The following is a 26,586-nucleotide window of genomic DNA, read 5'->3' as shown; positions in this document are numbered from 1 at the left end:
TTAAGGTTATGAAGTGTTTTTTGGAGCACTTTAAGGAGGAAACTGTATGACAACGAAATTCACTGCTCTGGCTGTTTTTCTTCTTTGTTTCATGCCTGCAGCCAAAATTGAGCATACACAAGCTTCACTACTGAGCGCAAAGAAGACAAAACATGAAGAAGCGAAATGGCTTACACATATAGATCGAAATACGAATGAATCTTTCCCTTCACTGTCTGCTGATAAAGACAAGAAAATAAAACCGATTAAGCTATCAGCACACACCGAAAAGAAAGAGAAAGATAAACCGGACAAAACAAATGATGAGAAAGAAACATATACACAGTCTGAAAAAGAGTTGCTGTCCCGTCTCGTTCACGCAGAGGCCAAAGGAGAATCATATAAAGGCAAGGTCGCTGTAGCAAGCGTTGTACTGAACAGAACGGAGAAAAAAGGTTTTCCTGATACGATAAGAGGAGTTATTTATCAGAAAAACGCCTTTGAACCGGTCGCAAACGGGAGCATTAACCAAAAGCCTGATAAAGAATCGATTGAAGCTGCCGAAGAAGCGCTGTCCTCAAAAAATAGAGAAACAGATGCCATATTCTTTTATAATCCGAAAACAGCGTCAGATAATTGGATTCGTTCAAGAAAAATTGTAGAAAAAATCGGCAGACACGTTTTTGCCGTCTAAGCATAGAAGAGACAATTTGTCTCAGCTGTGCTTTTTTTCATATAAAGAGTAAAAATAAAATAATTTTTGAACTTGTCTCATATGATGTTGGTAGTACAAGAGACAAGGAGAGACATCATGAATCGATTTGTGAAAGGGATCATTCTTTTATCCATTGCCGCCTTTTTCGCTGAATGCCTTGAATTTGTCGTCAATATGATTTTGGCGCGGGAGCTTGGCGAGCATGGGATGGGGCTTTACATGAGTATTTTGCCCACGATCTTTTTAATTATTGTCATCGCGAGCCTGGAACTGCCGATATCCATTTCTAAATTCATTGCCGAGTCAAATCCTAAGCTTCATGAAAGCATGCTGAGGCACGCTTTCAGAATGACAGCCATTTTTACTGCTTTTTCTACTGCCGCCGCTAGTATTGCGCTTCCGTTTATTCCGGTATTTGATACATACCACCCGTTTATTAAAGGGATTGTCATCGGCTTAATTCCTGTTGTCGCCTTTACTTCAATCGCCAGGGGCTACTTTATGGGTGTGCAGAAAATGGGGAAGATCGCAATTGCCAATGTGCTGAAAAAAATCATTCAGCTCTTGTGCTTATTCCTCTTTTTTCAATGGTACTCATTTGAATTGGACATGGCTGTGCTGATTTCCTTGTTTGTTCTAGTCGTGAGTGATGTGGTCGTGCTTGTTTATTTATATTCACAATTTATCATGGCAAGGCGGGCGTTATCCGGCCAGCAGCACATTCATTTGCGCGGAAAGGATGTAAGGAAAAGACTGCTTGCTGTTTCAATTCCTACAACAGGACTGCGCATTTTTCATGCGGTTGTCAATGCAATTGAACCCTTTTTAGTAAAAGGAGCTCTTTTGGCTGCGGGCGTTGCCGGGACAGCGGCGATCGATCAATACGGAATGCTGGCAGGAGTGGCTGTGACGATAGGGTCGTTCCCTGCTTTTATTGCCCATTCGTTAATGGTCGTCATGATACCGAGTATTTCGGAAGCTTATGCACTTTCTCAGTATGACATCGTGTTAAAAAGGCTGAAGCAGTCGATTTTCATTACATTAGGTTACGGTATACCTGCCGTCTGGGTCATGTTCCAGTTTGCGGGACCTCTCACGCATTTGTTTTTTCACTCTCCTGAAGCGCAGTATTATTTGCAGCTGTTGTGGCCTTACTTTCTCTTTCATCTGTTTGTCATGCCGCTGCAGGCGTGCTTAATCGGGATGGGTTTTGTGAAAGAGGCTTTTTATCACAATGTATGGAGCTATATCGTTGCGCTAAGTATGATGTATGTACTGGGATCAATGGAGAATCTGCAAATGCTCGGGATTATCCTTGGAATGAACACTGGCATGATTCTTTTGACGAGCCTGCACTATGCCACGATCTGCAAAACATTGAAGGTATCCGTATTCCTTACGGGAGGGACCAGAACGCCGCGAATTGAAGGATGATATAGGAACTGCAGGGGCAAGCTAATTGAAAAGCATGAAAGGAAGATTCCATGTTGACGAAGCGCTTGCTTACTATATACATTATGTTATTAGGGTTGATTGCATGGTTTCCATGTGCGGCACAAGCTGAGGAAAAACAGCCTGCTGTTCCCGCTGTTTTTCTTATGAAAACGATAGAAGGGGAGGACATCTCGATTCCGAATAAAGGGCAAAAAACAATTCTCCATTTTTGGACGTCATGGTGTCCGCCCTGCAAAAAGGAGCTTCCCCAGTTTCAATCGTTTTATGATGCCCATCCATCAGACAGTGTAAAGCTGGTAACGGTGAATTTAGTGAATTCGGAACAAAATCAACAAGTCGTTGAAGATTTTATTAAAGTAAACAAGCTGACGTTCCCGATTGTCCTTGACTCAAAAGGGGAATTGATGAAGGAGTATCATATCATTACGATCCCAACATCATTTTTGCTGAATGAAAAGGGAGAAATTGAAAAAACAAAAATTGGCCCGATGACAGCGGAACAACTGAAGGAATGGACGGAAGAATAGCTGAGAGCATAGACTCTCAGCTTTTTTCATATAGAGAAGAAGTGAATAAACATTAATGATAATTATTATCAAAAAGAAATTAAAATAATTATAATTGAAATTCTCTTCGTGCGTGCTATAATAAAGGAAGACATCAAGAAATAACTGACGATAAAGCTGCCTTTTGGGCAGCGATTTTGTTTTTATAAGAGAAATGAAGATGATTTACGTTCTCAATTAGAGAGGAGAATTCGATATGAATGAACAAGTTATCGTTCAACGCGACCCGCATGAGCCATTGAAAACAGACAAGAGGGAAAAAAACTGGGCACAGCACGCGGAGCTTATTGCAGCACTTGTATCAGGCGCTCTTATTTTGGCAGGCTGGCTCTTATCCGGATATCAGGTATTATCCATAATACTTTTCTTGCTGGCTTTTGTGATCGGCGGATTTGCTAAAGCAAAGGAAGGAATCGAAGAAACACTCGAATCCAAAACGCTGAATGTAGAACTTTTAATGATTTTCGCTGCCGTTGGTTCCGCCTTGATCGGATACTGGGCAGAGGGTGCTATTTTAATATTTATTTTTTCCTTAAGCGGAGCTTTAGAAACATACACGATGAATAAAAGCAGCAGAGATTTAACGTCTTTAATGCAGCTTGAGCCTGAAGAAGCGACATTGATGGTCAATGGTGAAACCAAAAGAGTTCCGGTTTCAGACTTGCAGGCCGGTGATATGATCGTGATCAAACCTGGAGAACGCGTAGCGGCAGACGGTATCATTGAATCGGGCTCGACAAGTCTTGACGAGTCGGCTTTAACAGGTGAATCAATGCCTGTAGAAAAAAACACAGGCGACACTGTATTCACAGGAACGGTGAATCGCAATGGCTCCTTGACTGTCCGTGTCACGAAAGCAAATGAAGATTCGTTATTCAGAAAAATTATCAAACTGGTTGAATCAGCGCAAAATAGTGTTTCACCCGCTCAGGCTTTCATCGAACGATTTGAAAATGCTTATGTGAAAGGTGTGCTAATTGCGGTGGCGCTCCTTTTATTCGTCCCGCACTTTGCGCTGGGCTGGAGCTGGAGTGAAACCTTCTACCGCGCAATGGTGTTTATGGTTGTCGCGTCACCTTGTGCGCTTGTCGCCTCTATTATGCCAGCGGCGCTGTCCCTGATTTCAAATGGCGCCCGCAACGGTATGCTTGTGAAAGGAAGCGTCTTTCTTGAACAGCTGGGCTCAGTGCAAATGATCGCCTTTGATAAAACCGGCACTGTAACAAAAGGCCAGCCTGCCGTAGAGACGATCAGAATAGCAGAAGGATTCAGTGAAGCGGAAGTTCTTGAGGCTGTCTATGCCATCGAAACGCAATCAAGCCATCCGCTCGCCCAAGCCATAACGGCGTACGCTGAAAGCCGCGGCGTGAATCAGTCCGGCTACATATCTATAGAAGAAACCTCAGGGTTTGGCGTTATGGCAGAAGTGTCGGGTGCGAAATGGAAGGTCGGTAAAGCAGGTTTTATCGGCGAGGAAATGGCAGCACAATTTTTGAAACAAACAGCATCAGATGTCATTCAAAGCGGTCATACAATTGTATTTGTGAAAAAGGATGATCAAATAGCAGGCTGTATCGCACTGAAGGACCAAATCAGGCCTGAAGCAAAAGAGGTCATGGAAGAACTGAACCGACTTGGGATTAAAACGGCCATGCTGACAGGAGATCACGAAGACACGGCTCAAGCGATTGCCAAGGAAGCAGGCATGACAACTGTCGTGGCAGAATGCCTGCCGGACCAAAAAGTGAATGAAATCAAACGGTTAAAAGAAGAATTCGGAACGATTGCAATGGTGGGTGACGGAATCAATGATGCGCCGGCACTCAAAGCGGCGGATGTCGGCATTGCGATGGGCGGCGGAACAGATGTAGCACTTGAAACCGCTGATATGGTCCTCATGAAAAACGATTTGAAAAAGCTCGTAAACATGTGCCGCTTGTCTCGGAAAATGAACAAGATCATCAAACAAAATATCGTGTTTTCTCTAGCTGTAATCTGTCTGCTGATTTGTGCAAACTTTTTGCAGGTGATGGAATTGCCATTTGGCGTGATTGGTCATGAGGGCAGCACGATTTTGGTCATACTAAACTGTTTAAGACTCCTAAAATAAAACCAGCAGCCCTAATCAGGCTGCTGGCTTTTTATGTATCAAGCTTTCCCTTCATTTTTGTCTTTTTCAGATCTTTTCATAACCAGGATGAGAGCGAGGATGCAGCAAAGGAAACCCGCTGCACAGCCTATGATAGAGCTGTAATAATAAAAGCCCACCATCTTCATCCCGATAAAAGGAGCGGAAATTCCCAAAACCGTTAAGAGCATAACTGCTTTTCGTCTGAAAAAATTCATCAGCAAACGGAACAACCCCCTGCGATTGAACGTTACTGTCAGTATACAGGAAGAGGAGCAGGAAATAAAATGCATTAGAAAATGAAGGCGTCGTGAAAGGCAAACACCGGTAAAACCTGTTACAATGGAAGACAGAACAATGCATTGCAAATGGCAGGGAGGAACAAGAAGTGAATAGAATACAACGCGTCTCTTCATGGCTGAAGGAAGCGGGGCATACTGCCGCATTTATTCATACAAAAGAAAATGTTTTTTACTTAACCGGTTTTTACACAGAGCCGCATGAAAGATTAATGGGGTTATTTATTTTTCAAGAAGAGGAGCCTTTCTTTGTTTGTCCAGGAATGGAAGCAGGACAGGCCCGCAACGCAGGCTGGAATCAAGAAATCATTGGCTATGCGGATCACGAAAATCCGTGGGAGCTGATAGAGAAGGCCTTGAAAAAGCGAAATATCAGCATACATACGCTTGCGGTAGAAAAGGATTCAATCTCGCTATCACGTGCAGAACAGCTGAAGCATGCGACTGGCGGGGCTCAATTTGTTTCAGCAGAAGAAACACTCAATCAATTTCGCCTGATTAAAGATGACAATGAGATTCGTTTGCTGAAAGAGGCGGCAAAGCTTGCAGATTACGGTGTTGAAGTCGGCACAGCCGCTTTGCGTGAAGGCATCAGTGAAGTGGAAGTGCTCGCTCAAATTGAGTATGAGCTGAAGAAAAAAGGAATTCAGGGCATGTCTTTCTCTACAATGGTTTTATTCGGAGAAAAATCTGGCCAGCCTCATGGAAATCCTGGTACAGCCACGTTGAAGAAAGGTGATTTTGTTTTATTTGATCTCGGTGTTATTCTTGATGGCTATTGCTCTGATATTACAAGAACGTTTGCATACAAAACCATCAATCCGAAGCAGGAAGCCATTTACGAGACTGTGCTTCAAGCGGAAAAAGCCGCGATTGAGGCAAGCAAACCCGGTGTGAGAATCGGAGATCTGGATTTAACTGCCCGCGGAATCATTGAAAAAGCGGGATACGGTGACTATTTTCCTCACCGGCTTGGGCATGGACTCGGAATTTCTGTCCATGAGTATCCATCAATGAGCCAGGCCAACGATACACTGCTGCAGGAAGGCATGGTCTACACGATCGAACCGGGGATTTATGTGCCTGAAATCGGCGGCGTGCGCATTGAAGATGACGTTCACGTAACAAAGGACGGAGCAGTTGCTCTGACCCAATATCCAAAGGAATTAATCATACTGCCGTAATAGAAATAAAAAAGGACTTTGTTCTCGACATCGTCCTTTTTTATCTGCATTAAATAAAAAAATCATCAAATGTTCGAAAGGGTTTAATTTCATGTTTTTGGTTGAGAGGTTTTACAGCAAGACAGCTGCCACCGAGAACAGTGAGACATAACCCAATTAAAATGAAGAAACCCATGTGATCTTCTCCTTTCAGCTTAAAACACAAAAAGATATCTGGTACGTCCATATCATATTGTATGAAACGCATTCCAGATCAAGGGGATTTAGAAAGAAGGGAATCTATGGCTAATATTAAAGACATTGCAGAAAAAGCCGGTGTCTCTGTTACAACGGTTTCCCGAGTCATAAACAATCATCCATACGTCAGTGAAGACAAACGAAAAAGAGTGTTTGAGGCAATGGAATCATTGGAGTACACGAGAAATATTCACGCTGTACATTTGTCGAAAGGATTTTCAAACATGATTGGTGTTGTCTTGCCAACGGTTAATCTGCCATATTTTGCAGAGCAGATTGCAGGAATAGCCGACGCAGCCGCGGAATCCGGGGTTCACCTCTCTTTATTCCAAACAAACTATGAGGTACAAAAAGAAATCTTTGCGCTGTCCCAATTAAAGCAGCGCCAGGTTGACGGCCTGATTTTTTGCTCAAAGACGCTTGCTGATGAGAAACTCATGGAATGGGAGGGCCCGATTTTGCTTTGCCAGAATTCAGATAATGCCCGCTTCCCAACCATCAGCATTCCTCACCAAGAAGCATTTCGGAACGGCTTGGACTATTTAATTGCCAAAGGGCACAAAAAAATAGCCATCTGTTTGGCAAGAAAAAAAGGCATGAACAGCCATTTTCGAATCAAAGCCTATAAAGAGGCATTGGAAGAGATCGGTGAGGCATTTCGTGAAGACTGGGTAGTTGAGAAAGCGATTACAATCAATGATGGGAAGGCGCTTTTTCATAAATGGAATACGTGGAAGGAAAAGCCGACGGCTATTTTTGTTGCCAATGACCAAGTCTCAGCAGGGCTTTTTCTTGAAGCAAAGAACCAGCGGGTGTCAGTACCGGGTGAGCTTGCAATCTTAAGCGTTGATAACCACGAAATCAGCCAAGCGCTTGGAATCACAACGATCGATATTCAGACAAGGGAAATGGGAAAGCAGGCATTTGCCATACTGGAAAAAAGAATTCAAGGACAGCCGATTGAAAGGAAAGTTCTGGATTACCGTCTCATCGAAAGATCGACTGTTTAGTGAATGCATTGAAAAAAGGTTTGACGTGCATTCTGTTCGTTATGTACGATATGAGGTATTGAATGACAAAGGAGCTGAGGATCGTGAATGGGTCCTTCACAGTGAAAAAGGTACTGAATAATAACGTATTAATTGCTTCTCATCATAAATACAGCGAAGTCGTTTTAATCGGAAAAGGTATTGGTTTCGGAAAAAAACAAGATGATGTCATTGAAGATAAAGGCTACGATAAAATGTTCATTTTAAAAGACGAGAAGGAACAAAAGCAGTTTAAAAAGCTCCTTGACTATGTTGATGAAAAGCTCGTTGATATTTCAAACGATGTCATCTATCACATAAGCAATAGGACTAATCACTCATTAAATGAACATATTCACATTGCGTTGACAGACCATATCGCATTTGCGATCAAAAGGCAGCAGCAGGGATTTGATATGAAAAATCCATTTCTAATGGAGACTCAGTCACTATATCCTGAGGAGTACCAAATTGCCAAAGAAGTCATAGATATGATCAATGAAAAAGCGGGAATCTGCCTTCCGGAAGGGGAGATTGGTTTTATCGCTCTGCATATCCATTCAGCGTTGACAAACCGTCCGCTGTCCGAGGTCAATCAGCACTCTCAGCTCATGGCGCAGCTTGTCGAGGTGATTGAAGACTCATTTCAAATGAAAGTAAATAAGGAAAGTGTCAACTATTTGCGGCTGATCAGGCATATCAGATTTACAATAGAAAGAATTAAAAAAGAAGAACCGACTAAAGAACCAGAAAAATTAATGTTGTTATTGAAAAATGAATATCCGCTATGCTACAATACAGCTTGGAAATTGATTAAAATCTTGCAGCAAACATTGAAGAAACCAGTTCATGAGGCGGAAGCGGTTTATCTGACGCTTCATCTGTACCGATTAACCAATAAAATTTCATAAATTCAGTTTATCCTTATAACGTGTTACTGATTCGATCAGGCATGAGTGATTGAGGGAAAAAAACGGGAAGTTCATTCTCGTTCTTTTGCGCACCCAATTTTGCTCATGCCTTTTTGTTGTGTAAAAGGGCAAATGTAAACGGTTAAACTGGAAGACTTACGCCTGTGAATTCGTTGTCATGATTTTTAGCTGTAAGGTCAGACTAGTAAAAAGAGGAGGTCAATTCTTATGTTTAAAGCATTATTCGGCGTTCTTCAAAAAATTGGGCGTGCGCTTATGCTTCCAGTTGCGATCCTTCCGGCTGCGGGTATTTTGCTTGCGATCGGGAATGCGATGCAAAATAAGGACATGATTCAGGTCCTGCATTTCTTGAGCAATGACAATGTTCAGCTTGTAGCAGGTGTGATGGAAAGCGCTGGGCAGATTGTTTTCGATAACCTTCCGCTTCTTTTCGCAGTAGGTGTAGCCATCGGGCTTGCCAATGGTGATGGAGTTGCAGGGATTGCAGCAATTATCGGTTATCTTGTAATGAATGTATCCATGAGTGCGGTTCTTCTTGCAAACGGAACCATTCCTTCGGATTCAGTTGAAAGAGCCAAGTTCTTTACGGAAAACCATCCTGCATATGTAAACATGCTTGGTATACCTACCTTGGCGACAGGGGTGTTCGGCGGTATTATCGTCGGTGTGTTAGCTGCATTATTGTTTAACAGATTTTACACAATTGAACTGCCGCAATACCTTGGTTTCTTTGCGGGTAAACGTTTCGTTCCAATTGTTACGTCAATTTCTGCACTGATTCTGGGTCTTATTATGTTAGTGATCTGGCCTCCGATCCAGCATGGATTGAATGCCTTTTCAACAGGATTAGTGGAAGCGAATCCAACCCTTGCTGCATTTATCTTCGGGGTGATTGAACGTTCGCTTATCCCATTCGGATTGCACCACATTTTCTATTCGCCGTTCTGGTATGAATTCTTCAGCTATAAGAGTGCAGCAGGAGAAATCATCCGCGGGGATCAGCGTATCTTTATGGCGCAGATTAAAGACGGCGTACAGTTAACGGCAGGTACGTTCATGACAGGTAAATATCCATTTATGATGTTCGGTCTGCCTGCTGCGGCGCTTGCCATTTATCATGAAGCAAAACCGCAAAACAAAAAACTCGTTGCAGGTATTATGGGTTCAGCGGCCTTGACATCCTTCTTAACGGGGATCACAGAGCCATTGGAATTTTCTTTCTTATTCGTTGCTCCAGTCCTGTTTGCGATTCACTGTTTGTTTGCGGGACTTTCATTCATGGTCATGCAGCTGTTGAATGTTAAGATTGGTATGACATTCTCCGGCGGTTTAATTGACTACTTCCTATTCGGTATTTTACCGAACCGGACGGCATGGTGGCTAGTCATCCCTGTCGGCTTAGGGTTAGCGGTCATTTACTACTTCGGATTCCGATTTGCCATCCGCAAATTTAATCTGAAAACACCTGGACGCGAGGATGCTGCGGAAGAAACAGCAGCACCTGGGAAAACAGGTGAAGCAGGGGATCTTCCTTATGAGATTCTGCAGGCAATGGGTGACCAGGAAAACATCAAACACCTTGATGCTTGTATCACTCGTCTGCGTGTGACTGTAAACGATCAGAAAAAGGTTGATAAAGACCGTCTGAAACAGCTTGGCGCTTCCGGAGTGCTGGAAGTCGGCAACAACATTCAGGCTATTTTCGGACCGCGTTCTGACGGGTTAAAAACACAAATGCAAGACATTATTGCGGGACGCAAGCCTAGACCTGAACCGAAAACATCTGCTCAAGAGGAAGTAGGACAGCAGGTTGAGGAAGTGATTGCAGAACCGCTGCAAAATGAAATCGGCGAGGAAGTTTTCGTTTCTCCGATTAGCGGGGAAATTCACCCGATTACGGATGTTCCTGACCAAGTCTTCTCAGGGAAAATGATGGGTGACGGTTTTGCGATTCTCCCTTCTGAAGGAATTGTCGTATCACCGGTTCGCGGAAAAATTCTCAATGTGTTCCCGACGAAACATGCGATCGGCCTGCAATCCGACGGCGGAAGAGAAATTTTAATCCACTTTGGTATTGATACCGTCAGCCTGAAGGGCGAAGGATTTACGTCTTTCGTATCAGAAGGAGACCGCGTTGAGCCTGGACAAAAACTTCTTGAAGTTGATCTGGATGCAGTCAAACCGAATGTACCATCTCTCATGACACCGATTGTATTTACAAACCTTGCTGAAGGAGAAACAGTCAGCATTAAAGCAAGCGGTTCAGTCAACAGAGAACAAGAAGATATTGTGAAGATTGAAAAATAAGGGTGTTAGTACGCCGTGCTTGTCAGATGACAAGTACGGTTGTATGATATAATATTGTGAAGTAATTAAGCTTTAAGTTAAAAGGAGAATGATAAAAATGGCACAAAAAACATTTAAAGTAACTGCAGATTCTGGAATCCATGCTCGTCCTGCGACAGTTCTTGTACAAACTGCTAGCAAATACGACGCTGACGTTAATTTAGAATATAACGGCAAAACAGTTAACCTTAAATCTATTATGGGTGTTATGTCTTTAGGTATCGCTAAAGGCGCTGAGATCACAATCTCTGCTTCCGGAGCTGACGAAAACGATGCTCTTAACGCTTTAGAAGAAACAATGAAAAGCGAAGGACTCGGCGAGTAATGCAAGAATTAAAAGGGATTGGTGCTTCAGCCGGCATCGCGATTGCAAAAGCATACCGGCTTGAAGAGCCAGATTTAACGGTTGAAAAGAAAAACATCTCTGATTCTGAAGCGGAAGTAAGCCGTTTTGATGAAGCGATTGCACGTTCAAAAGAAGAGCTCGAAAAAATCAAAGAGCACGCTTTGAAAGAACTGGGTCAGGATAAAGCTGATATTTTTTCTGCTCACCTTTTAGTTCTCAGTGACCCTGAGCTTCTGAACCCTGTGAAAGAAAAAATCAGCACTGATTCAGTGAACGCTGAATTCGCTTTAAAAGAAACGTCTTCTATGTTCGTTACCATGTTTGAATCTATGGACAACGAATATATGAAAGAGCGTGCGGCAGATATCCGCGATGTAACAAAACGCGTAACCGGCCACCTGCTTGGCGTTGAAATTCCAAACCCAAGCATGATCTCAGAAGAGGTTATTATTGTAGCTGAAGACTTAACACCGTCTGACACAGCCCAATTAAACCGTGAGTTCGTAAAAGGATTCACTACTGATATCGGCGGACGCACATCTCACTCTGCCATCATGGCACGTTCTCTTGAGATTCCAGCAGTTGTTGGAACGAAAGCGGCTACAGGCACGATCCAAAACGGCGTGACTGTTATCGTTGACGGTATCAATGGCGATGTCATTATTGACCCATCTGCGGAAACTGTAAAAGAGTATGAAGAAAAACATAATGCTTATTTGGCTCAAAAAGCTGAGTGGGCGAAGCTTGTCAATGAACCGACTGTCTCAAAAGATGGACATCATGTAGAGCTTGCAGCGAACATCGGTACTCCTGATGATGTAAAAGGTGTTCTTGAAAACGGCGGAGAAGCAGTTGGCCTTTACCGTACAGAATTCCTTTACATGGGAAGAGATCAGCTGCCTACAGAAGATGAGCAGTTTGATGCTTACAAAACGGTTCTTGAGCGTATGGAAGGAAAATCAGTCGTCGTGCGGACACTTGATATCGGCGGAGACAAAGAGCTTCCTTACCTGCAGCTTCCTAAAGAAATGAACCCGTTCCTGGGATATAGAGCGATTCGTCTTTGCCTTGAAGAGCAAGAAATCTTCAGAACACAGCTTCGCGCGCTGCTTCGTGCAAGTACATACGGAAACTTGAAAATCATGTTCCCTATGATTGCGACAGTTAACGAATTCAAAGAAGCAAAAGCGATCCTTCTTGAAGAGAAAGAAAAGCTCGTAAAAGCGGGACAGGCTGTATCTGACGATATTGAAGTCGGAATGATGGTTGAGATTCCGTCAACTGCAGTCATCGCTGATCAGTTTGCTAAAGAGGTTGATTTCTTCAGTATCGGAACAAACGATTTGATCCAATACACAATGGCAGCTGACCGTATGAATGAACGTGTATCTTACCTGTATCAGCCATACAACCCGGCAATCCTTCGCTTAATTACACTCGTAATTGAAGCAGCACACAAAGAAGGAAAATGGGTTGGCATGTGCGGAGAAATGGCAGGAGACGAGATTGCGATTCCGATCCTTCTCGGCTTAGGCTTAGATGAGTTCTCAATGAGCGCAACGTCTATCCTTCCGGCAAGAACACAAATCAGCAAATTGTCTAAACAAGAAGCTGAGTCATTCAAAGAGAAAATCTTATCTATGAGCACGACAGAAGAAGTTGTCGCGTTCGTAAAAGAAACCTTCAAGTAATGTACAAAAACCAGACGGCCTCCGGCCTGTCTGGTTTTTTTCATAAGTAAGGGCATAGAAGGACACAATAACATGGCTAGGAGGGATAGTATGTCAAACCAATTTAACGCAGGAGATACTGTTTATGTGATCTACAGAAATCCGCACGCTGCCAATGTAGCTCACATAAAGGAAGCCGAAATTGTGCACCATCCATACCATGAAGGCGAGCTTTCCCTGTTTATTTATGAAACCTATCATCCGTTCGCAGAGGACGATGCTGTGTTTGCAAGCTATGAAGAAGCTAAATCGCTTTACAAAGAACTGTTTGATATTGATCCGTATGAGTAACAAGGAAATCATTACAACTCATATCCTTTCCGCCTAGTGAGAAAAGTAACGTTAGTAAAGGAAAAGGATGTGGCATCATGCAGAACCCATTTGTTCCGCAGCTTGTGTATATAGAACCGAGGGCGCTGGAATATCCGCTGGGCCAAGAATTACAAGATAAATTTGAGAATATGGGTATTGAAATCAGAGAAACGACATCCCACAATCAGGTGCGTAATATCCCTGGGAAAAATCATCTTCAGCAATATCGCAATGCGAAATCAACTTTAGTTATCGGTGTCCGGAAAACATTAAAGTTTGATTCATCCAAACCCTCGGCCGAATATGCCATTCCGTTTGCAACAGGCTGCATGGGGCATTGTCATTACTGCTACCTGCAAACAACCATGGGATCAAAGCCGTATATCAGAACTTATGTAAACGTCGAAGAGATTTTAGATCAGGCAGATAAGTATATGAAGGAGCGCGCACCAGAGTTCACAAGGTTCGAAGCATCATGTACGTCAGACATTGTAGGAATTGATCATCTGACACACACGCTGAAGCGCGCCATTGAACATTTTGGCCAAAGTGATCTCGGAAAGCTCCGATTTGTAACGAAATTTCATCATGTCGATCACCTATTAGACGCAAAGCATAACGGGAAAACGAGATTCAGATTCAGTATTAATGCCGACTATGTGATTAAAAACTTTGAGCCGGGAACTTCACCTCTTGATAAGCGGATAGAAGCGGCAGTAAAAGTTGCAAAAGCAGGCTACCCGCTAGGCTTTATTGTTGCTCCGATTTATATTCATGAAGGCTGGGAAGAAGGATACAGACATCTGTTTGAAAAGCTAGATGCTGCTTTGCCGCAGGACGTTAGACATGACATTACGTTTGAATTAATTCAACACCGTTTTACAAAACCGGCCAAACGAGTGATAGAGAAAAATTATCCGAAGACGAAGCTCGAATTAGATGAAGAAAAGCGCCGTTATAAATGGGGCCGTTACGGGATCGGAAAATATATTTATCAGAAAGATGAAGAGCATGCACTTCGAGAGGCACTTGAATCCTATATTGATACCTTTTTCCCTAACGCAAAAATTGAATATTTCACTTAAACGGGCTGTTGTGATCAACAGCTCGCTTTTTTATAAAAAGGATTTTTCCATTCCATCAAAACGCCGTAATTCAATGATTCTTTATCCTCCAAATAATTGCTGACTACACGAATAGGTGAACGCCCGCAACGGAGGAGAAAGGACAGCACAGGGTCGTTTTTCCTGCCTTCCATCACATCTTCAACGTACTGAACAGCGCTGATCTCGTGTGCGTATTTATAATACAAAGGAATGCGGCCGCCGCCGAGAAGGCGTTCCAGTCTTTTATCAACAGTCAGCTCATACATCGTATTCATCAGCCATTTTCCGATTCCAAGCTTTCGATAATGAGGAGAAACAGAAATATCCACTACATATAAAGTATTTCCATGAGGTTCATGATTTTTAATCGATCCGTTGTCAGTTGCTTGTGCCCATGTATGATCAGGAGATTCAGGCTCAAATTGTACAATAAGAGCAGTCATGGAACCGATAATTCTGTCATTGATGAGCGCGCATAAAGCGCCTTCCGGAAAGGTTTTGATATGGCTGGCAAGCTGGTCCTCTGACCACAGCAATTCCTGGGGAAACGGAGGAGGGAAACATTCTTCTTGAAGAGAAATCAGCCTCTCGATGTCAGTCTCAGTGTAGTTTCTAATGGTCAGAGCCTCAAATTTTCTGCCGTCATGCACATACATTTGTTTTAGTATGATCATCACTCTCCTTATGTTGTTTCATTATAACGAAGATTGAATTTTCAGTAAATATATTCCGATTTTCTTATAATTTATTTTTTGATTATTCATTTTTCAAACGAAAGGGCCGATATAGAAATTAGGAGGGGATTGGTTTGTTTAAAAAACTTCACATGAAGATTGCTGTTTTTGTTTCGATTATGTTAATCATCACAGTTGTTCTTTTAATGCTGTCTTCTTATTTGACGCTAAAACCGATGATTACAGAGGATGGGAAAAATACAACTCAAAACGTGACGCAGTCACTTGAACAAAATATTGAATTGCAATTAAAGAGTTATGCCATTTCGTTATCAAGATTGGCTAATGGGGAATTAACGCATACATTTGTAACGAAACCAAGTAAAGAAGCTTCTCGGCTGTTTCACGATGACATTAAGCAAATCAAAGATAACGATGATTATGTTGCGATGGCTTACATAGGCACCGCAAAAAAAGAAATGTTTACATATCCAAAAGCGGATTTCGCTGAGGATTACGATCCAACATCAAGACCATGGTATAAGCTTGCAGCTGAAACCCCGGATCAAGTTGTTTGGACGGAACCTTATAAAGATGTCGTGACAGGAGACATGATTGTTACTGCATCGAAAGCGATCTTAGACGGGCAAAAAGTGATAGGGGTTGCCAGCTATGACTTGAAACTCTCTGCTATCCAGAGTATGGTCAATAAACAAAAGGTGCCTTACAATGGATTTGCCTTTTTAGCTGATGCGAGCGGCAATCTTTTAGCCCATCCGTCAAATCAAGGAAAAAATATATCAAAGGATCAAACACTGCAAACCATCGCATCCGAGAAAAAAGGGATACAAGATGTGAATGGGAAAATGGTTGTGTACCAAACGATTGGCGAAACGGGCTGGAAGGTCGGAACGCAGTTTGATACCGATCAATTAATGTGGATTTCAGATAAAATGAATCGGGCAAATCTTTGGATATCATTGATTGCGCTTATCATAACAATTATTCTCAGCTACTTCCTGGCCAAAACGATAACCGGCCCGATACAGCAGCTGATCGCAAAAACGAAAGCTGTTTCCGCAGGCGATTTAACAGTGCGCGCGGAATCAAAATCCAAGGATGAAGTCGGTATTTTAACAAGAGACTTTAATCTGATGGTTGAAAATATGAAGGAAATGGTTGAGCAAGTCAGACTCTCTTCAGGGAAAGTATCTGACACCTCTGAACAATTAACGGCTGTCTCTGCCGAAACAAATGAAACAAGCGGACAAATTGCAAAAGCGATTGAAGAAGTAGCCGCAGGGGCATCGGAACAGGCTTCTAAAGTTGAAACCATTAATGAAAAATCGGAAAGCCTGTCAACGAAAATCAGGCAAATCGCTGAGGAGGCAGGCGGAATTAAAGAACGATCAAAATCGTCCGAGGATGCAAGCTATAAAGGACTTGACGCGCTCGGCCAGCTGCTGATGAAATCAAACGAAGCCAATATGGAAACGAAAAAGGTTGAAACGATGCTGCTGGATTTGGAAAATCAAACTAAGAATATTGAAGAAGTCGTTACAGCGATTTCAAACATATCTGATCAAACCAACTTGCTTGCCTTAAATGCCAGTATTGAGGCAGCCAGAGCCGGAGAAAGCGGGCGCGGTTTTGCCGTCGTAGCCGATGAAGTGCGGAAGTTAGCTGAGCAATCAGCCCTTTCTACAAAGCATATCAGCGAGACTGTGAAGCTTATCCAGCTTGAGACAAAAGAGGCCTCTCACGCGATGGTTGAGGCAAGCAGAATGAATGATGAACAAAACAGTGCCATTCACGAAACTGGAGAGGTATTAAATACGATAACTGCAGAAATGCAGTCACTGGTACAAGGTATTGATCACATTTACGCGGAAATTCAAAGAATGAGTGAAGAACAGCTTGCGATATCTGAAGCTATTCAAAGCATTTCAGCCATATCACAGGAATCAGCTGCCGCAGCAGAGGAAGTGAACGCATCAACCGATGAACAGCTTGTCACCCTTGAGAAAGTCAAACACTCAACGGAAACACTAAAACATGCAAGCCAAGAGCTTATGAACACAATTGCAAAATTCACATTGTAATCCAATTACATCCCCAAACATCATTTGTTTTGGGGATTTTTTATTTTATAAGATGAATAGATATGGTAGTCTAGAAAATGAAGGAAAAATGATAAATTTTAACTAAAATCTAAACGAAACATCTGGGAGGAATGACCTTGAAAAAAACAATTGGTTTTATCGGTCTTGGAGTAATGGGAAAAAGCATGGCATCACATATTCTCAATGACGGCCACCCTGTTTTGGTGTACACCCGGACAAAAGAAAAAGCAGAAAGCATACTTCAAAAAGGCGCGATCTGGAAAGATACGGTCAAAGATCTTTCGAAAGAAGCGGATGTTATCATCACAATGGTCGGCTATCCCAGTGATGTTGAAGAAGTGTATTTCGGAAGCAATGGAATTATTGAAAACGCAAAAGAAGGCGCATATCTTATTGATATGACGACATCTAAGCCTTCGCTTGCGAAGAAGATTGCTGAAGCGGCCAAAGAAAAAGCATTGTTCGCTTTAGACGCTCCTGTTTCCGGTGGAGACGTCGGTGCACAAAACGGAACACTCGCAATTATGGTCGGTGGAGAAAAAGAAGCTTTTGAAGCCTGCATGCCGATTTTCTCTTTAATGGGAGAGAATATTCAGTATCAAGGACCGGCTGGAAGCGGACAGCATACCAAGATGTGCAATCAGATTGCAATTGCAGCCGGTATGATCGGTGTTGCTGAAGCGATGGCTTATGCCCAAAAATCAGGCCTAGAGCCGGAAAATGTTCTGAAAAGCATCACAACGGGCGCAGCCGGAAGCTGGTCATTGTCAAATCTTGCTCCCCGTATGCTGCAAGGCAACTTTGAACCGGGATTTTATGTGAAGCATTTTATTAAGGATATGGGAATTGCACTAGAGGAAGCAGAATTAATGGGGGAAGAAATGCCAGGCTTGTCGCTCGCAAAATCCTTATATGACAAGCTAGCTGCTCAAGGTGAAGAAAACAGCGGAACACAGAGTATATATAAGCTTTGGGTGAAATAAAAAAAGATTGCCTGTACGAAACAGGCAATCTTTTTTTATTATTTTCCGATGAATTGTTGTGTCCAGATGCTTCCAGACTCAACGTAGCCAACACCGATGTGAGTAAAGTTAGGGTTTAGAATGTTTTTTCTGTGTCCTTCACTGTTCATCCAAGCTTTTACTACTTCTTCTGGTGTCTTTTGGCCCTTCGCAATGTTTTCACCTGCTGTTTTGTAGCTGATTCCGAAAGATTTCATCATATCAAACGGTGAGCCGTATGTTGGGCTTTGGTGATCAAAGTAGTTTTTGTCCTTCATATCCTGAGATTTTGCGCGTGCAGATTTGCTTAACGTTTCATCAATTTGAAGCGGCTTTAATCCTTGTTTTTGTCTTTCTGCATTTGTAAGTTCAACAACTTTTTTCTCATATGCACTTACAGATGAAGGTGCAGATGTTGTTGTGTTTGTTTTTTCAGCAGTTGCAGGTGCTTTAGAAGCAGTGTTTTGATCAGCAGCTGCTTTTTCAGTAGTCTTTTGTGCAGGTTTTGCCGTTTCTGTCTTTTGAACATCCTGAACTTTCACGTTAGATTGCTTCGCATGTTTTTGAAGAAGCTGCTTAATCTCTTCTTCGTTTGCAGCGTTTAACGTTTTGATATTTGTGTTAATATGCAGTTTTTTCACTGCATCGTTAAGTGACATGTTTTGTACTGTGTTCCCCGTTTTTACTGTAACCACAGCCTGGCAGGAGAGTTCTTTCGCTGATGCTTGCTGTACGCCCCCGAATGTGAATAATCCAACCGCAGCGGCAGCAGATAAAATAAATGCTTTCTTCATTAGTTCGTAACCTCCTAGAGTTGTTTGTTTCTACAGAAAAATCATAACATAGCTTTTTTGTCATAAAGATTCCAGCACTTTCCTTTGACAAATAGAGATTGTCATTTTCGTAAAGTAAATCCGTTGAATCACTAAGAATAAGGGAATCAGCGGTATATATGATTTTATCGTACCGTTACATAGCTTCCTTTTTTTTGAACCGTTAGTTATATTTTAATGTGTTTTTATATTGACAGCTTTTTTTACTCCTTTTCGCTGTAACAACTATTACAAAGGTGTTACAATTAATCTCAGTATATGTAAATATATTGAATGATTTGAGAGGGGTAACCAGAAGTGACTGAAATAGGACGTGAACCAAAGAAAAAGAGCAAAGGAAACAGAGCAATCAGAATGAACCTTTTTTTCCTAGCTGTCTTTGTTCTATTCACTGCATTAATTTTTAAGCTCGGGGTTGTTCAAATTGTTGAAGGCGAACAGCATGAAGAAGACGCTGAGAAATCAAATGCAAAAACAGCTTACTATCCTGCGCCTCGCGGGAAGATGTACGACAGAAACCAGAAAGTTGCTGTCGACAACCAGAGCGTTCCAGAAATTGTGTATGTATCAACATCTAGCACAAAAACAGAAGATAAAATCAAAACAGCGAAGCGTCTTGCTTCTTTCATTCATATTGATACCGAATTTTTGAAGGAAAGGGATCTTCGTGATTATTGGATCGCAGCTCATCCGAAAAAAGCCGCCGCTCTGCTTAAGGAATCAGAAAGCAATCTGAAAGGAGACCAGGCTTACAAGCTTCAAATAGAGCGTGTTCCAGATCAAGAATTAAAGGCTATTCAGCAAGATGACGATGAAATGGAAACTGCTGCGATATATACAAGGTTTTCAAGCGGGAATGCTTACGAACCTCAAATCGTAAAGGCAATGAATCCAAATAAGAGCAATAGCAATGGAAAAAACGGAGCGCTGCTTGATGAGAAGAAAAACTCCTCGCAAAGACCAAAAAATGACTTAACATATGATGAAATTTCCATTGTTTCTGAGCATTTAGAAGAACTTCCGGGAATCGATATCGTAAACGATTGGACACGAAAATATCCTTATGACAAAACCCTTTATTCTGTTTTCGGGGGCGTCACGACACCTGATCAGGGCCTGCTGAGCGACCGGAAAGATTTCTACTTAACAAGAGGCTATGCGAATAATGACAGGGTGGGAAAAAGTTATTTAGAGTATCAATATGAAGAATATTTAAATTCGCATAAAGAAAAAGTGGAATACGTAGAAGATAATAAAGGAAATGTCGTCAGCCAAAAAACCATTGATAAAGGCAGCAGGGGATACGATCTTCAGCTTTCTTTTGACATGGAGCTTCAGGCAAAGGTAGAAAAGATCATTGAAGAAGAAGTAAGAAACAGCCGTGCACGCGGAAATTACATGCTTGACAGAGCCTTTGCCGTGATGATGGACCCGAACAACGGCGATATTTTATCGATGGCAGGGAAAAAGATAGATCTAGAAACAAACAAAATTCAGGATTATGCGATAGGGGCATTTACAACCCAATATGAAATGGGTTCAGCAGTAAAGGGTGCCACCGTACTTGCCGGCTATCAGGACGGAATCCCGCATTATAAATATTTTGTTGACATGCCACTGTATTTTGCAGGAAACGGTAATAAGCCTAAGAAGTCCTATATGAATATGGGAACTATTAATGAATTAACGGCATTGCAAAAAAGCTCAAACGTATACATGTTTAATGTCGCCATGCACATTGCCGGTGTCACATACAAGCCGCATGGACCTCTTCCTGCTGACCAGAAGGATTTAAACAAAATGAGAAATTACTACAGCCAATTTGGCCTGGGAGTAAAGACAGGTATCGATCTGCCGCAGGAATCAGCCGGTATGCAAACTACACCTGATGCGGTAGGGGGGTTAATTTTAGACTTGGCCATTGGACAATACGATACATATACACCGCTTCAAATGGCTCAGTACATCTCATCAATTGCCAATGGGGGGTACCGCATTCAACCAAGAATTGTTACAAGTGTTCATGAGCCCAGCAAAAAAGAAGGCCTTGGGAAGACCATTGAACAAAGAAAGCCAAACATTCTCAACAAAATTAACAACTCAGAAAGTGACATTCAGCAGGTGAAGACTGGAATGAAGCTAGTTACCACTTCGGGAACAGCTAGAAATACGTTTGCAGAGGATGTTTCCGGAAAAACAGGAACTGCTCAAACATTTTATTACGGAACAAATCGTAATTGGTGGGGAAAAAGCACGTACAATCTAACTTTTGTCGGCTATTATCCGTCAAAAAATCCAAAAGTGGCTTTCAGTGTTGTTGTTCCTTCTGTAGCGAACGACCACGACCCGATCAACAAACTCATTGCCAAAAGAGCTATCCACGCCTACGCAGAGCTCGAAAAAAAACACAGTAAAAAATAAAAAACAGGGTGCACAACGAAAAGATTGTGTGCCCTTTCTTTTATTCAAAAATTGACGTTCACCATAAGAATAGAAGGAGAATACTCATTTTCTAGCGAATCATACTAGGTAAAAGTCAATCTGTATATGTCGAAACACGATGATCATGCAAAGGAGGGATTCTGTGGAACAGGATACGCAGCATGTTAAACCACTTCAAACAAAAACCGATATTCATGCAGTCTTGGCCTCTAATGGACGCATCATTTATATATCTGCCAACTCCAAACTGCATTTGGGCTATCTCCAAGGAGAGATGATCGGATCATTCCTCAAAACGTTTCTGCATGAGGAAGACCAATTTTTGGTTGAAAGCTATTTTTATAATGAACATCATCTGATGCCGTGCACCTTTCGTTTTATTAAAAAAGATCATACGATTGTGTGGGTGGAGGCTGCGGTAGAAATTGTTACGACAAGAGCTGAGCGGACAGAACGGGAAATCATTTTGAAAATGAAGGTTCTTGAAGAAGAAACAGGCCATCAATCCCTAAACTGCGAAAAACATGAAATCGAACCTGCAAGCCCGGAATCGACTACATATATAACGGATGATTATGAACGGTTGGTTGAAAATCTCCCGAGTCCGCTATGCATCAGTGTCAAAGGCAAGATCGTCTATGTAAACAGCGCGATGCTCTCAATGCTGGGAGCCAAAAGCAAGGATGCTATTATTGGTAAATGGTCCTATGAATTTATTGAAGAAGAATATCATGATATCGTGAAAAACAGGATTATACGAATGCAAAAAGGAATGGAAGTCGGAATGATTGAACAGACGTGGAAAAGGCTTGATGGCACACCTGTTCATTTAGAAGTGAAAGCATCCCCGACCGTCTACAAAAACCAGCAGGCTGAGCTGCTGCTGCTGATCGATATCTCTTCAAGGAAGAAATTCCAAACCATCCTGCAAAAAAGCCGTGAACGATATCAGCTGCTGATTCAAAATTCCATTGATACCATTGCGGTGATTCACAATGGAAAATGGGTGTTTATGAATGAATCGGGAATTTCCCTGTTTGAAGCGGCTACCTATGAGGACTTAATTGGCAAAAACATATACGATCAGCTGCATCCTTGCGATCACGAGGATGTAAAAGAGAGAATCCAAAACATCGCCGAGCAAAAAACAGAATCTGAAATTGTCAAGCAATCCTGGTTCACCTTTCAGAACAGGGTCATTTATACGGAGATGGTCTGCATTCCGACGACCTTTTTTGGTGAAGCGGCCGTCCAGGTCATTCTTCGGGACATCTCAGAGAGAAAACAAACAGAAGAATTGATGCTGAAATCGGAAAAATTATCAATCGCAGGGCAGCTCGCGGCGGGAATCGCCCATGAGATCCGCAACCCTCTTACAGCGATCAAAGGATTTTTACAGCTGATGAAACCGACAATGGAAGGCAACGAACATTACTTTGATATTGTGTTTTCTGAACTCAGCCGTATCGAATTAATACTCAGTGAATTGCTCATGCTGGCGAAACCTCAGCAAAATGCTGTCAAAGAATATTTGAACTTGAAAAAATTAATTGGTGAGGTTTCAGCCCTGTTAGAAACGCAGGCGAATTTAAATGGCATTTTTATCAGAACAAGTTATGAAAAAGACAGCATTTATATAAACGGGGATCAAAACCAATTAAAGCAGGTATTCATTAATTTAATCAAAAATGCAGTTGAATCAATGCCTGATGGGGGAACAGTAGACATTATTATAACCGAAGATGAGCATTCTGTTCATGTTACTGTCAAAGACGAAGGGGAAGGTATACCTGAAAAGGTACTAAACCGGATTGGAGAACCATTTTTAACAACAAAAGAAAAAGGTACGGGGCTTGGATTAATGGTGACATTTAATATCATTGAAAACCATCAGGGAGTTATACATGTGGATAGCCATCCTGAAAAAGGCACAGCGTTTAAAATTTCATTTCCAAAAAAATAAAACAACGGCTTAAACGCCGTTGTTTATCGTCTGCATTGCTTCACGTTTTTTTAATACAAATAATTCTAAACGGTCCAGGCCTTCTCTCAGCGTGTCCAGCGAGTACGCAAAAGACAATCTTACATATCCTTCACCATATGTTGAGAACGAGCTGCCCGGCACGAGTGCCACACCAGCGTCTTCCAAAAGAGCCATACTAAAATCAAATGAAGTCATTCCAAATGATTTAATAGAAGGGAAGATATAAAACGCACCGGACGGTTTAACTACGTCAAGTCCCATGGAAACAAGACGGTCATAAACATAGTCGAGACGTTTTTTATATTGTTCTCTCATAATTAGTGCATCGTCAAAGCCGTTTGTGACAGCTTCAAGCGCGGCTTTTTGAGAAATGGATGAGGCGCACGACACATTGTATTGATGAACCTTTAAAATGTGCTTTGCAATGTCTTTCGGTGCAAATAAAAATCCAATTCTCCAACCGGTCATGCTGTGTGATTTTGACAACCCGTTAATGACAATTGTTTGATCCCGCAAATGGTTTGCGATGGAGTAATGCGGTCTGTCATATGTTAATTCACTGTATATTTCATCGGACAATACGAAGACATTTCTGCCTTTTAAAAGGGCTGCGATGCTTTTCAGTTCTTCTTCAGATAAAGTCACGCCGGTAGGGTTTGACGGATAAGGAAGCACGACACACTTGGTGTTGGGTGTCAGAGCATCTTCAATCAGCCGGGCGGTAAGCTTAAAGCCGTGTGACGTAGTATCAACAATGACAGGCTTGGCCCCGCACAAATTGATAATAGGTTCATAGCCCGGATAAATAGGCCCTGGCATAATGACTTCATCACCGGGAGATAAAATCGTCCGGAATGCAGCATCAATGGCTTGGCTTGCGCCTGTTGTGATGATAATTTCAGATTCAGCATCATAGTTGAAATCCGCTTTTTTCTTCATATAAAGCTGCACAGCTTGTCTCAGCTCCAGGTAGCCGGCATTCGGAGTATATGACGTCACGTTTTCATCAATGGCTTTTTTTGCGGCAGCTTTCACATGATGCGGTGTGAAAAAATCAGGCTGGCCGATTGTAAGTGAAATGACGTCTTCGTGTTGGGCTACAAGATTCGAGAATTTGCGTATTCCTGAAATTTCGATCTCTCTTGCTTTCGGATTCAGCAAATGTTCCATAATTCATCACCTTAACAAATATAATGAGTTTATCCTATTTTACCACTAGCTGATCATTTGTCACCTTTTTAACTGATATATTTCGATTGTATGCGCCTTTTTTCTAAACATACCTTTCTTTTCAGAAAAAAAGAAGACAACCAGCGATTTGATTGTCTTTATTGTATCATGTTCTATTATTGTTTATATGTGCCAATTTCATTAATAGCCATAATCAAAATGAAGGTCTTCGTGCCAAATCAGATACGGAGGATGCTCTTCTTGAAGGTCAGCTGATTCTTTCTTCATATTCAGGTAAGTTTCTTCACTGATATCCTCTAAAACAGTCATTTCGTTTTCTTTAAATATTACTAAGGTACCCATTATTTACACCCTTCTTTGGAAAAATCCTTGACTATTTTATCACTGTTAGTTGGAAAGTCAATGGTTATTAGGAAAAAAGTTTCTTTTTTGAGGAACGCGGCTTGTTGCCTTCGGAATTCGATTTTGAAGAGCTGCCATTCACTTTTTACAAATTACGCCGATATATACAGTACAATACTGAATGCGAATAGCGAGGGATTGAATTGTCGTTACAACAATACGAAATTTTATTGGATTCTGGTACAAATGAATTAGAAATTGTGAAGTTTGGCGTGGGTGAAAATGCTTTCGGAATTAACGTCATGAAGGTAAGAGAAATTATTCAGCCTGTCGAGGTGACATCAGTGCCTCACTCCCATCAGCATGTAGAAGGAATGATTAAACTCAGAGGAGAAATCCTCCCTGTGATCAGTCTCTTCTCATTTTTTGGAGTAGAGCCTGAAGGATCAAAAGATGAGAAATATATCGTGACTGAATTTAATAAACGGAAAATTGTTTTTCATGTCGGCTGTGTTTCTCAAATTCACAGAGTATCCTGGGAAGCGATTGAAAAGCCGACATCGTTAAATCAAGGAATGGAGCGGCACCTTACCGGGATTATTAAGCTCGAAGACCTGATGATCTTTTTGCCTGACTATGAAAAAATTATTTATGACATTGAATCAGATTCAGGTGTAGACACGTATAATATGCATACCGAGGGCTTCGATGAAAGAAGAACTGATAAAAAGCTTATCATTGTAGAGGACTCACCGCTTTTGATGCGCCTCTTGCAGGATGAACTAAAAGAAGCAGGGTACAACAATATCGCTTCGTTTGAAAATGGAAAAGAGGCATATGAATACATTATGAACCTTGCTGAAAACGAAACTGATTTATCAGAACAGATTGATATGATCATCACTGATATTGAAATGCCAAAAATGGACGGACACAGGCTCACAAAGCTGCTGAAGGAAAATCCGAAAAGCTCAGATGTGCCGGTTATGATTTTCTCATCGTTAATTACGGATGATCTGCGTCACCGCGGCGAAGTTGTAGGCGCAGATGAGCAAATCAGCAAGCCTGAGATCAGTGATTTGATTAAAAAAGTGGATACGTATGTTATTGAATAAATAAAAACAGCCGTTGCCAGAAAGAGGCACGGCTGTTTTTATTTTAAAAGTAACTCTCGCCAAGTTTTTTAAAGACCGGTTTATGGTAAGCTGGCTGCTGGCGATTTGGCACTAGCGGCTTTTCTTTCATGCCGACATATTCTTGCAATAGGTGTTTCGCTTTTGTTAAAGACATTTGAGCTTTAGGATTTCGGTACGATTGATTAAGTGTACCTAAATGCGGAAGATGTTCGAAGTCTTCTTTAGTTGGAGGCATGTGAAAATAGTAGTCTCCGATTGAGATAAGCACGTCCGATTGCTGTTGGCTGAACCTTGGATTTTTTGAAAAATGAAGCCCTATTTTCTTTCCTTTACCTTCTTTGACAAGCTTTTGCAAAGCCCGTTTTTTCAGCAGATATAGGTATTTAGGGTTGGGGGCGGTTTTTGCATGGCGGTTCACAGTGTAAACTGCTTTTGAAAGATTTTCTACGGTTGGCTGCAGATCTTTCGTATATGCATGGTCGTCCATTATTTCTCTC

At 41.8% G+C, this 26,586-nt stretch carries 23 protein-coding genes; 17 read left to right on the top strand and 6 right to left on the bottom strand.

The genetic code is table 11. The features are described from left to right. The first annotated feature begins 46 nt into the window (after positions 1-46). The 4 genes from BGM23_RS14585 (at position 47) to pfeT (ending at position 4,825) form a co-directional block, all read left to right on the top strand. Complete coding sequence (locus BGM23_RS14585) at positions 47-673, top strand: cell wall hydrolase (protein WP_003232442.1); 627 nt, start codon at positions 47-49, stop codon at positions 671-673. Positions 674-790: 117 nt separating this feature from the next. Further along, positions 791-2,128, top strand: coding sequence for a sporulation protein YkvU (gene ykvU, locus BGM23_RS14580; protein ID WP_046664132.1), 1,338 nt, complete (start codon positions 791-793; stop codon positions 2,126-2,128). Positions 2,129-2,178: 50 nt separating this feature from the next. Next, positions 2,179-2,676, top strand: a complete 498-nt coding sequence (gene stoA, locus BGM23_RS14575; protein ID WP_029726997.1) for a sporulation thiol-disulfide oxidoreductase StoA — start codon at positions 2,179-2,181, stop codon at positions 2,674-2,676. A 235-nt stretch (positions 2,677-2,911) separates the two neighbouring features. Beyond that, positions 2,912-4,825, top strand: coding sequence for a metal-transporting ATPase PfeT (gene pfeT, locus BGM23_RS14570; RefSeq protein WP_029726998.1), 1,914 nt, complete (start codon positions 2,912-2,914; stop codon positions 4,823-4,825). A 38-nt stretch (positions 4,826-4,863) separates the two neighbouring features. Here the strand turns inward: pfeT and BGM23_RS14565 are convergent, their stop codons facing one another. Further along, positions 4,864-5,067, bottom strand: coding sequence for a hypothetical protein (locus BGM23_RS14565; protein WP_015715796.1), 204 nt, complete (start codon positions 5,065-5,067; stop codon positions 4,864-4,866). Between the two features lie 164 nt (positions 5,068-5,231). Between BGM23_RS14565 and papB the strand changes: the two genes are divergently transcribed. The 8 genes from papB (at position 5,232) to splB (ending at position 14,342) form a co-directional block, all read left to right on the top strand. Beyond that, entirely contained in the window at positions 5,232-6,326 is a 1,095-nt protein-coding gene (gene papB, locus BGM23_RS14560) for a di/tri-peptidase (RefSeq protein WP_029726999.1), read from the top strand. Between the two features lie 281 nt (positions 6,327-6,607). Next, positions 6,608-7,573, top strand: coding sequence for a LacI family DNA-binding transcriptional regulator (locus tag BGM23_RS14550; protein ID WP_029727000.1), 966 nt, complete (start codon positions 6,608-6,610; stop codon positions 7,571-7,573). Positions 7,574-7,635: 62 nt separating this feature from the next. Next, entirely contained in the window at positions 7,636-8,502 is an 867-nt protein-coding gene (gene glcT, locus BGM23_RS14545) for a glucose PTS transporter transcription antiterminator GlcT (RefSeq protein WP_003218635.1), read from the top strand. 228 nt (positions 8,503-8,730) lie between these two features. After that, positions 8,731-10,830 carry a PTS glucose transporter subunit IIABC gene (ptsG, locus tag BGM23_RS14540; RefSeq protein WP_029727001.1) on the top strand — a complete coding sequence of 700 codons (2,100 nt, stop codon included), beginning with the start codon at positions 8,731-8,733 and terminating at the stop codon, positions 10,828-10,830. A 97-nt stretch (positions 10,831-10,927) separates the two neighbouring features. After that, positions 10,928-11,194 carry a phosphocarrier protein HPr gene (locus BGM23_RS14535; protein WP_003154654.1) on the top strand — a complete coding sequence of 89 codons (267 nt, stop codon included), beginning with the start codon at positions 10,928-10,930 and terminating at the stop codon, positions 11,192-11,194. Further along, positions 11,194-12,906, top strand: coding sequence for a phosphoenolpyruvate--protein phosphotransferase (gene ptsP / locus BGM23_RS14530; RefSeq protein ID WP_003218638.1), 1,713 nt, complete (start codon positions 11,194-11,196; stop codon positions 12,904-12,906). The genes BGM23_RS14535 and ptsP overlap by 1 nt, the downstream gene beginning before the upstream one ends. Positions 12,907-12,996: 90 nt before the next feature. Further along, positions 12,997-13,236 (top strand): splAB operon transcriptional regulator SplA, encoded by a 240-nt coding sequence (gene splA, locus BGM23_RS14525; RefSeq protein WP_003218644.1) that lies wholly within the window; start codon positions 12,997-12,999, stop codon positions 13,234-13,236. 77 nt (positions 13,237-13,313) lie between these two features. Continuing rightward, positions 13,314-14,342, top strand: a complete 1,029-nt coding sequence (gene splB, locus BGM23_RS14520) for a spore photoproduct lyase (RefSeq protein ID WP_003245173.1) — start codon at positions 13,314-13,316, stop codon at positions 14,340-14,342. Positions 14,343-14,356: 14 nt separating this feature from the next. On the opposite strand, the gene BGM23_RS14515 is transcribed toward splB, so the two are convergent. Then, the gene (locus tag BGM23_RS14515; protein ID WP_029727002.1) at positions 14,357-15,037 is read right to left on the bottom strand and encodes a GNAT family N-acetyltransferase; all 681 of its coding nucleotides are present in this window, start codon (positions 15,035-15,037) and stop codon (positions 14,357-14,359) included. A 134-nt stretch (positions 15,038-15,171) separates the two neighbouring features. On the opposite strand from BGM23_RS14515, the gene mcpC reads away from it, so the two are divergent. Both mcpC and BGM23_RS14505 read left to right on the top strand, forming a co-directional pair. Next, positions 15,172-17,139, top strand: coding sequence for a methyl-accepting chemotaxis protein McpC (gene mcpC / locus BGM23_RS14510; RefSeq protein ID WP_053581883.1), 1,968 nt, complete (start codon positions 15,172-15,174; stop codon positions 17,137-17,139). A 137-nt stretch (positions 17,140-17,276) separates the two neighbouring features. Beyond that, entirely contained in the window at positions 17,277-18,143 is an 867-nt protein-coding gene (locus BGM23_RS14505; RefSeq protein WP_015715802.1) for an NAD(P)-dependent oxidoreductase, read from the top strand. Positions 18,144-18,181: 38 nt separating this feature from the next. Here the strand turns inward: BGM23_RS14505 and BGM23_RS14500 are convergent, their stop codons facing one another. Beyond that, positions 18,182-18,955 (bottom strand): CAP domain-containing protein, encoded by a 774-nt coding sequence (locus BGM23_RS14500; RefSeq protein WP_029727004.1) that lies wholly within the window; start codon positions 18,953-18,955, stop codon positions 18,182-18,184. Between the two features lie 336 nt (positions 18,956-19,291). Between BGM23_RS14500 and BGM23_RS14495 the strand changes: the two genes are divergently transcribed. Further along, the gene (locus BGM23_RS14495; protein ID WP_029727005.1) at positions 19,292-21,415 is read left to right on the top strand and encodes a peptidoglycan D,D-transpeptidase FtsI family protein; all 2,124 of its coding nucleotides are present in this window, start codon (positions 19,292-19,294) and stop codon (positions 21,413-21,415) included. A gap of 163 nt (positions 21,416-21,578) precedes the next feature. Continuing rightward, entirely contained in the window at positions 21,579-23,399 is a 1,821-nt protein-coding gene (kinA, locus tag BGM23_RS14490; protein WP_015252197.1) for a sporulation histidine kinase KinA, read from the top strand. 9 nt (positions 23,400-23,408) lie between these two features. Here the strand turns inward: kinA and BGM23_RS14485 are convergent, their stop codons facing one another. Continuing rightward, a complete protein-coding gene (locus BGM23_RS14485; RefSeq protein WP_014476653.1) occupies positions 23,409-24,590 on the bottom strand; it encodes an aminotransferase A in 1,182 nt (393 codons plus the stop codon). 201 nt (positions 24,591-24,791) lie between these two features. Beyond that, the gene (locus BGM23_RS14480) at positions 24,792-24,953 is read right to left on the bottom strand and encodes a hypothetical protein (protein ID WP_003245246.1); all 162 of its coding nucleotides are present in this window, start codon (positions 24,951-24,953) and stop codon (positions 24,792-24,794) included. A 203-nt stretch (positions 24,954-25,156) separates the two neighbouring features. Between BGM23_RS14480 and cheV the strand changes: the two genes are divergently transcribed. Next, positions 25,157-26,068, top strand: coding sequence for a chemotaxis protein CheV (gene cheV / locus BGM23_RS14475; protein WP_029727006.1), 912 nt, complete (start codon positions 25,157-25,159; stop codon positions 26,066-26,068). Positions 26,069-26,111: 43 nt separating this feature from the next. Here cheV and BGM23_RS14470 read toward each other — a convergent pair whose 3' ends face one another. Then, on the bottom strand, positions 26,112-26,576 hold the full coding sequence (locus BGM23_RS14470) for a YkyB family protein (protein WP_003232406.1): 465 nt from the start codon (positions 26,574-26,576) through the stop codon (positions 26,112-26,114). Positions 26,577-26,586 lie beyond the last annotated feature (10 nt).

It is taken from the genome of Bacillus sp. FJAT-14266 (genome assembly GCF_001719225.1).
Classification (GTDB): Bacteria; Bacillota; Bacilli; order Bacillales; family Bacillaceae; genus Bacillus; species Bacillus subtilis.
Note: the sequence above shows the minus strand (reverse complement) of the source record. Positions and strands in the feature narration are given on the sequence as shown.